An 8252-nucleotide genomic window follows, 5' to 3' on the forward strand; every position below is an offset into this window, starting at 1 on the left:
TCCGTCATCGGGGCTGGGTAAGCCCGAGCAACTTAAGCACAACCTTACTGGCCTCTGGTCAAAACGGATTTCGCAGAAAGATCGGCTTATATATCGATTTGACGAGAAGTCCATTTACATATTCGCCATCGGCGGGCACTACGATCAGCCCTAACGCCACGCTCAGCCGAGCCGGTTGAGCGAGAGCGAAACCGGCTTCGGCTGGAGCACCGTGTTAGGCGATTTGATGGCTTAGATTCGGTCTTGAAAATTAAACCGAACCTGACCCGTTTAATTTTTAGCTGCTTTTTCCTTCATTTCCAAGTGACATTTCCACATGACTTCTTCTTAAACAAAGAGCGCCATAAGTGTTCTTTCTCAGGTGGAGCACCAATTTTTACAATCTCAACAAAGCCTTTAGAAACAGAATGGTCCGCGTTTTCGGTTATAGGTCCTGCATAAAAAGTAGAGTCGCGTAATTCTATGATCGGAACGGGAGGTTTTGCATCGACTTCGCCATACCCGAATGCAAGAATATTCACCTCATCAGGATGTTGAGCTATGTACTTTGACAAATCCAGTGCTGTAGTAGATGAAATGTATTGAGCAAGAAGATCCTGAAGAAGCCAGATGGTTTTGCCATTCCAAGCAAGTCCGACTTGGGATTTTACAATTAACTGACTAACCATTCTCGCCCATACTTGGCGATAGTTAATTCCTGGACCATTATGATTTTCTGGAGAAACAACGGCATCCTCACAAGCCATTGCGATCTGGGTTCGCTTCTTTTTGTCGCCCCCTGATGTGCTTGAAGTCATGATTTCAACAATAACAATTGGATCAGAAGGAAAGTCGTCAATCCAAAGCTCACCGTTTCTGGAGGCCAATGTATATTGATTGTCTTCAGCCATTTTTTTGGTTGCGCCAAGTCCTTTTCCAACAAGTGCGGCCACTTCAGATAGTTTTTTTCGGCTCGCACCGGCTACGACATAATCAAAAGTGTAATCGAAGGATTTTGCCTCATCATCATCATTAGTGGTTTCAACTTTCATTTTAACTTCAGACCATGCCCGATAGAGTTTTCCTTGTTCAAGATTTGAATATTTGACCAATTGCTCACGAACATGAGTTTGATAGTTGGACTTCTGCCCTTTCAAGGACAATAAACGGCGTGGACAAACAATCCATGGCTGTTCCGAATCTCGCAAACGTAAAGAGCAAACACCGGACTGAACTATTTTCTTCCCTGGAAAAAACTTTCCCAGCTTTGGGTTCTTACTGATGTCTAATGCAGAAAGGTAACGGTTCCCGCCACCGTCACACTCGGCATCCATAAAAGGACACCATGCTTTTTCTCTATTGGCAGAGGCTTCTGCATTCCAGCAGTCAAGACGATATCCGTACAGTTCAAATATTTTGCTCATCTAGAAATCCTTTGATTTGGAGCGCCATTGCTTTAGCCAAGGGAGGAGGGACAGAATTGGCAATTTGCCTGTGCTGATCTAAGTTTGGGACTGACCCTGTTCTTGATCGAATTGGCCCCTTCAATATGTAATCGTCAGGATATCCATGTATTCGCATGTACTCTCTAGGAGTCAAATATCGACTTTCAGTAGGGTGATAAAAAATTTCTCCGCACCGCAATGTGTTTGAGGGGCGTTTTCTGTGAAGGCGCAAATATTTGGTTGTATCCTTTGGTGATAACCCGCAACGGAGTTCTTCCCCAAGGTGGGTTTGGGCTGCCAAATAAGAGCCTTCAGGGACTTGAGCAATTCGCTCACGATCTCGTGGTGGAGTTACATCAACATGGCTATCCGCTCTGTCGTAAACAGTTTTACCTTTAATTTTTGGGTCTGGCTCTGACAGTCCATTTAGAACTTCACCTATTCCGATATATGGCTTGTACGAAAATAGCCCATTGCACTCCTCTATGGGAGCATGTGTTCGTTCTGGAAAATAAAATCCGTTGCACCCTCTGGTTGCTATTACAAATAGCCGTTCTCTTAATTGAGGTACACCATAATCGGCTGCCATAATTACCCGCCATTTCGGCGTGTAGTCAATGGCTTCCAGTTCTTTAAGAAACTTTTCAAACACTTCGCCGCGCCTATTGTTTTGGCCCTTTGAGGAAAGCAACCCTTTGACTTGCTCAAGAAAAATAACTTTAGGCTGCATCTCTTTCGCAAACCTAATTATTTCAAAAAGGAGTAGCCCTCGCTCATCTTCTAAACCACGCTGTTTTCCTGCTAAAGAGAAAGATTGACAAGGTGGACCACCGAAAAGTAAGTCAAGTTCGCCTTTCTTTACGGATAGATCGGTCATCAATTGCTTCGGATTAAGATTTCGTATGTCTGCATGAATGACTTTGGAGCCAAATCCTTGGGTTTCGGCGTTGGCCTCAAGAGTTGCACAGCAGTGCTGGTCGAACTCAATCTCCGCAAGAATATTGAAGCCCGCACCCCGTACACCGATGTCCATGCCGCCAGCTCCCGAAAATAGGCTTATGGCTTGTAGCTTTTGCTTCTTCAAATTTCGACTCCGTTAAATTTCGGGTTCATGCAGCTAACGCCATGCTCAGCCGAGCCGGTTGAGCGAGAGCGAAACCGGCTTCGGCTGGAGCACATCGTTAGGCGATTATTTTGATTCGATTCTCTAGAAATAAACCGAACCTGACCCGTTTAATTCTCTATAAATGCAACAAAGCTTGGATAGTTCATTTGCCGGTCGGATCACTGTCTGTTACTTGACTGCATGTCAGTTTTAAGAAATCGGTTGTATATAATCTGATAATCGATTCCTTCTGCTCTTAGAGCCTCGTAAGCGTTACTCACAACCAAACAGGCCTCTATTCCGACAAGCCAATCCATTTTTCCTCCTTTTGGACTGATTAGCCGGAAGGAATCTAACTTCCGCAGAATAGCTGTTTCCGCCTGTTGAATATCTTCAACCTTCGCTATCGGGACAAATTCAATGTTTTCCGGATCAAAATCAGCCCAATAGTTTCGCTGGCGAACCGTAAAGCTTCTCGCTTTTCCAATTTTAACATTGAGATTATTGACGCGCGCGCAATCATTGACGTATCGAGGATCGCGTGTGACTGGCATCAACCGACTACTTAGAGGAATAGCAACATAAATTCCGGAACTATTGAGACATTCTTCTGCTGACAAATCATCATGAGTGATTTTCTTCACTGAGTTCTCTGCACTAAGAGTCTGCTGTTCCTTTAGTGCGAGTTGTTCTTCGCGCATTTTCAAGGAAGTTATCTCTAGTGTGTCGATACGAATAACGCGATGATTCCAGCAATAATCCAGTTCCCTAACCCACCAGTTCGATGTTTGATAAGTTCCTGCTGCGGATGTCCTGTTTGCTTCTTGCGCAGCATAAGAAAAATCACTGACAGTTCGGCCGTTGAATTTCTTTAGCAACTCCCATTGACGACTACCTTTGCTACCAAACCGAACGTTTTTTTCATTTAATATTCTGATTATGCCGGAGGGGTCAAAGTGTTTCATTTCAAACCAATCCCATGAGTCAAGTTGCCGTAATCTCTTAGGCAGTAGTTCCACATTGAGAACACGTCCATTTGCCTCCAATCGGTTTTGTAAGAATATGCCAAATCATAACCACGAACCAAACTAACAGCCAAACCCCGACTGTGAAAATTGTCAATACTAAATGCATTAGCCAACTCATCTCTTTGGTGTTTTTGTAATGCATTGTCTTTCTTCCGCATTTCTTGCAATGCCGGATTGATTCTGCAACTTTTTGTGCCATAACACTTTCTCCTGTATGCCTAACAGTAGATTAAAAAGAATCGGCCTTTCCCAGGAAAGACAGATTCCGCATAGCATGGCTTCAGATCTTGAAATCTTGCCACCCATCCCCAAAGTATTGCATCATCGGGCAACAGTTTCGCCTCACCCAGGATTGGAGCCAAGGACATGGCTAACTCCCCTCTTACGGACAAAGAGCGCGTTTTCTGGTCCCGCTTTAGCAAACATCTGATTCAAAAAGGAATCAAGCCTGAATCGGTGCGCTGGTATCGGATTCGGGCGGAGCAGTTCATCCGTGCTTTCCCCCGCCGACGACTGGCCTCCCTCACCCCTGACGACATCTCGGGCTATCTGCTCAAGGTGGGCGAATCCCCTAACTTGAAGCCTTGGCAGTACGCGCAGGTCATCGACGCTATACAGATTCTGTATAAGTTGGCACACACGGAATGGAGTGAAACGTTCGACTGGGACTACTGGCGTGCGCATGGTGAGATCCGGCAAGGGGAACAAGGACCGGATCGTGCCCTTGCCGGAATCGCTGGTTGGCCCATTGAACGAGCACCTGGAAACCGTGCGTGCCCTGCACGCCAGGGATGTTGAGCAGGGACTGGGGGAAACCCTTTTGCCTGACGCACTGGCACGGAAGTATCCCAATGCCCCTCGCGAATGGCGTTGGCAGTCTGTCTTTCCCAATCGCGGCGGTCTCGCCGTCAGAAGCCCCCTGGATGCCTGAAACACCCTGTGCCCCTCGCTGCCTGTCCAGCGGGGGCTTCCTTGGATAACCGCCCTCTCCTGCCCTACCCCATTCGGGCCGCACGGGTTCCCTGTACTCCATGACCTTTCCAATGCATGGTCCTGAAGTCGAGATTAGCCGATTTTGTGACGCACTTCCTGTTTCAGGTCAGGTTTTCCGTGCTGATCGCCAGGGGCCTGGTTTGAGGATTGTCCCGCGGATACGACGCGCGCGCCGCCCGACAGGGCACGCAGCAGGATGGCGATGGTGCTGCCGTTGTGAAGCAGGGAGGCGGCCACGGGGCTGAGCCAGCCGAAGGCTGCCGCGGACAGGATGGCGGTATTGAGCCCCACCGTCAGGCGGAAGTTGCTGTCGATGAGGCCGCGGGTCGACAGGGCCAGGGCGCGGGCGTCGGCAACGCGGGCGATGTCGTCTTCCAGCAGGGTGATGTCCGCCGCCAGCCGGGCAATCTCGGCGCCCTGGTGCATGGCGATCCCCACATGGGCACCGGACAGGGCCGGGGCGTCGTTGATGTCGTCTCCCACAAACGCAATCCGTGCCCCCTGGGCGGAAAGTTCCTGCAGGATGCGCGCCTTGTCCTCCGGCAGCAGTTCGGCGTGATAGCCGTCCAGGCCCAGCAGTGCGGCCATTTCCCCGGCGCGGTCTTCATGATCCCCGGTGAGCATGTAGATGCGCTCGATACCCAGGCCGCGCAGGCGGGCCACGGTGTCGGCGCTGTTGTGGCGCAGGCGGTCCTTGAGACCCAGCACCCCGAGCAGCCCGCCACCGAATCCAATATAGAGCAGCGTCTTGCCCTGGCGCTTGAGCGATTCAATCACCTGGGTCTGGGGGGCAATGGCAATCCCCTCGTGCTCCTCCAGAAAATGACGGGAACCCACGACGATGCGCTTGTCATCGATGACGCTGGCCACCCCGTGGGCGACGATGAACTCCACTTCCTTGTGGTTGAAGTGCTGCTGATGGGGCAGCCGTTCCGCCGCTTCCACCACGGCAATGGCCAGGGGATGAAAGTAGTGTTCTTCCACCGAGGCCGCCAGGTTGATGAGATCCTCGGAGGTGAAGGCGGCATCGAAGGCGATGGAGTCGGTGACTTCCAGTTCTCCGCAAGTGAGGGTACCGGTCTTGTCGAAGACCACCGTATCGGCCTCGGCCAGGCGCTCCAGTGCCCCTGCCCCCTTCACCAGCATGCCGGTCTTGCCGGCGCGGTACATGGAGGACTTGAAGGCCACGGGAGTGGCCAGTTTCAGGGCACAGGAATAATCCGCCTGCAGCACGGCGGCAACCCGGTTCCAGTCCCGGGATACGGCCCAGGTGCCGGCGGACAGACCCAACACCATGGGTACCAGCCGGTCGGCCAGTTGGGAGGCCTCCAACTGGGTGTGACTCTTCACATTCAGGGACTGCTCCACGAAGTCCGCAATCCGGGCCGCGGCGGCATGATGGCCCACCTTTTCCGCGTAGATGCGGATGCGCCCCTCTTCCACCAGGGTGCCGGAGAGGGCCGGGTCACCCCGGCGACGAATCACCGGCACGCTTTCACCGGTCATGGTGGCCTCGTTCACCAGGGCCTCGCCCCCCAGTACGGTCCCATCCACCGGGATGACCGTACCGGTGGCGGCAATCACCGTATCGCCCACCCTTACCTCGCGGGCGCTGATCAGAACCTCCACCCCGCCCCGCTCCACCCAGACCTCCGCGTCCGCCGGATGCAGCAGATGCTTGAGCAGATCGTCGGAGCGACGTTCGATGGTGTGTTCCAGATATGCCTGCGGGCCTGCCACCGTGGCTTTCATGGCCATGCAGTATGCCTTGCAGAACCTTTACACCGAAAATGAAATCCCCCGTGCCGATGATCTGGTGGTGCTGAGCCATTCACCGGGCGGCGGCGTGGCGGACGTGATGGACCTGCTTTTCAGCAATGGCCGCCCCGAGTCACGCACCTTGCGGCCCGCGGGAATGCGAAACGCGGCGGACAGCTTCGAGTTCCAGGTGATGCGAAAATCCACTCTGCAGACAGTCTCCATCGCCCTGGACCCGGCGCTTTGGCCGGCGGGATGGTTCGAGATCCGCGACAAGCGCCGTGCCGGCACGTTCACGGAAGCCGATCAGGCACAGCTTCAGTCCTACCAGCAGCAGGTCACGTCCACCTTCCCGGCCAAGGATTTGCAGACCCTGTTCGGTTCGGCGGAAGTCCGGACCGTCATGGGCTGGGGCGCGATACAGAGCGGTGAACTGGAAGCCGCGGTACGGGCCCAGCGCTGAGTCGTTGCACCAGCCAGGTACAGTCACGATGGGCGGGGCGACTACCTCCCCCGCCCTGAACGGCGGAGCTTGCCGCGCACTGGGTCAAGGGACCGGCTGGAAAGTGAAAGGCATGGCCGGCACGAAGGCATCCGACACCTCGCCCGAGAGGATGCGCTCCATATCCACACCCAAGTCCAGCTTGTGCACCGGCGCGCCCGCGGAAAGGTCGAGATTCTTCAGCAAAAACCCGCGTGAACCCTCGCCCACTCGGGCGGGGAGGTCAGCGGGGGCCGCGCAAGCGGCCCTATTCTGGTGTCTTCTGCCCCTGAGCATAGGCTTTCAACGTTTCGATAGTCACCCCGCCCGCGCTACAAGCGAAATACGATCTCGACCACAGCGCGGCGCTCTTGCTGAGGCGCGGAATATGGGCATTCAAGAACCGCACCCGTCGGGACGACGTGGACTTCAAGTTATTGACCAGCACGCTGATCGACAGCTTTGGCGGATACTCCACGCGCAGGTGAACATGGTCTTCTTCACCATCGAACTCAAGGATGCGGCAGTCGAGTTTTTCGCAAGCCGATTCAAATGCCTCTCGGAGCTGCCCGATCATGTAGCCGTCGAACACTTTGCGCCGATACTTCGTCGTGAAAACAAGGTGGACGACTAGCCGAGTGACGCTGTGCCGCCCTCGTCGGTAGACTGCATGCACACTCACTTGAAATACCCCGCCATAGCTATTAATCTTTGGATATTGTAGCAGTGAGCACTGACATGCTGAAGGCCACGAAGATACGCATCTACCCCACGACCGAACAGGCGGCATTTCTGAACTGCCAGTTCGGCGCGGTGCGCTTTGTCTATAACACCGGCCTTCGCATCATGTCCCATCGCTACCAACGCCACGGCCAGTCGTTGAGCGCCAAACACGACATCAAGAAGCTGCTGCCGGTCGCCAAGAAATCGCGCAAGTATGGCTGGCTCAAAGACGCGGATTCCATGGCCCTCCAGCAGGCGTGCCTGAACCTGGATCATGCCTTCCAATGCTTCTTCGATCCCCAGCAGAAGGCCGGCTATCCGCGCTTCAAGAGCAAGCGGGGCAAACAATCCAGCTATCACTGTGTCGGCGTCAAGGCCGGCGACGACTGGATCAAGGTGCCCAAGCTTGGACCGATCAGGGCCAGGGTGCACCGGAAGGTCGAGGGCACACTGAAAAGCATCACCCTGACCCGCACCGTCACCGGCAAGCACTACGCCTCCTTGCTGTTTGAAACAGAGCAGGCCGCCCCGGCACCGCTGAAAGACGTTGATGCCGCCAGGATCGTTGGCCTGGATATGGGGCTGTCCCATCTGGCCATTGACTCCAATGGCCGCAAGATCGAAAACCCTCGCTTTCTCAAGCGGGCGCAGCAGAACCTCAAGCGCAAGCAGAAAGCTCTCTCCCGCTGCCAGAAAGGCAGCGCCAATCGGGCCAAGGCACGGTTACTCGTCGCCAAGGC

10 protein-coding genes are annotated in these 8252 nt (G+C 53.6%); 4 read left to right on the forward strand and 6 right to left on the reverse strand.

What is annotated here, in order from left to right:
- Nucleotides 1-154 (forward strand): type II toxin-antitoxin system YoeB family toxin (locus tag BMX62_RS12140; RefSeq protein ID WP_143339794.1); only part of this gene is annotated, 154 nt, incomplete at its 5' end.
- Nucleotides 155-293: 139 nt separating this feature from the next.
- Here BMX62_RS12140 and BMX62_RS12765 read toward each other — a convergent pair.
- The 3 genes from BMX62_RS12765 to BMX62_RS12770 form a co-directional block, all read right to left on the reverse strand.
- Complete coding sequence (locus BMX62_RS12765) at nucleotides 294-1403, reverse strand: NotI family restriction endonuclease (protein ID WP_143339796.1); 1110 nt, start codon at nucleotides 1401-1403, stop codon at nucleotides 294-296.
- Nucleotides 1387-2508, reverse strand: coding sequence for a DNA cytosine methyltransferase (locus BMX62_RS12145; RefSeq protein WP_090209490.1), 1122 nt, complete (start codon nucleotides 2506-2508; stop codon nucleotides 1387-1389). Before BMX62_RS12145 ends, BMX62_RS12765 begins: the two co-directional genes overlap by 17 nt.
- A 200-nt stretch (nucleotides 2509-2708) precedes the next feature.
- Nucleotides 2709-3494: a hypothetical protein gene (locus BMX62_RS12770; RefSeq protein WP_143339798.1), complete on the reverse strand. Its 786-nt coding sequence runs from the start codon at nucleotides 3492-3494 to the stop codon at nucleotides 2709-2711.
- A gap of 429 nt (nucleotides 3495-3923) precedes the next feature.
- Between BMX62_RS12770 and BMX62_RS12155 the strand changes: the two genes are divergently transcribed.
- On the forward strand, nucleotides 3924-4355 hold the full coding sequence (locus BMX62_RS12155; RefSeq protein WP_202906274.1) for a phage integrase N-terminal SAM-like domain-containing protein: 432 nt from the start codon (nucleotides 3924-3926) through the stop codon (nucleotides 4353-4355).
- A 267-nt stretch (nucleotides 4356-4622) separates the two neighbouring features.
- Here the strand turns inward: BMX62_RS12155 and BMX62_RS12160 are convergent, their stop codons facing one another.
- On the reverse strand, nucleotides 4623-6290 hold the full coding sequence (locus BMX62_RS12160) for a heavy metal translocating P-type ATPase (protein ID WP_238375990.1): 1668 nt from the start codon (nucleotides 6288-6290) through the stop codon (nucleotides 4623-4625).
- Here BMX62_RS12160 and BMX62_RS12165 point away from each other — a divergent pair.
- The gene (locus BMX62_RS12165) at nucleotides 6256-6771 is read left to right on the forward strand and encodes a hypothetical protein (protein ID WP_143339800.1); all 516 of its coding nucleotides are present in this window, start codon (nucleotides 6256-6258) and stop codon (nucleotides 6769-6771) included. The genes BMX62_RS12160 and BMX62_RS12165 overlap by 35 nt on opposite strands.
- A gap of 84 nt (nucleotides 6772-6855) precedes the next feature.
- Here BMX62_RS12165 and BMX62_RS12775 read toward each other — a convergent pair whose 3' ends face one another.
- On the reverse strand, nucleotides 6856-6996 hold the full coding sequence (locus BMX62_RS12775; RefSeq protein WP_202906275.1) for a hypothetical protein: 141 nt from the start codon (nucleotides 6994-6996) through the stop codon (nucleotides 6856-6858).
- A gap of 61 nt (nucleotides 6997-7057) precedes the next feature.
- A complete protein-coding gene (gene tnpA / locus BMX62_RS12170) occupies nucleotides 7058-7471 on the reverse strand; it encodes an IS200/IS605 family transposase (protein ID WP_090209499.1) in 414 nt (137 codons plus the stop codon).
- A gap of 56 nt (nucleotides 7472-7527) precedes the next feature.
- Here tnpA and BMX62_RS12175 point away from each other — a divergent pair.
- Nucleotides 7528-8252, forward strand: a 725-nt coding sequence (locus BMX62_RS12175; RefSeq protein ID WP_143339802.1) for an RNA-guided endonuclease InsQ/TnpB family protein, incomplete at its 3' end; no start/stop codon positions are given.

The organism is Ectothiorhodospira magna, assembly GCF_900110965.1.
Classification (GTDB): domain Bacteria; phylum Pseudomonadota; class Gammaproteobacteria; order Ectothiorhodospirales; family Ectothiorhodospiraceae; genus Ectothiorhodospira; species Ectothiorhodospira magna.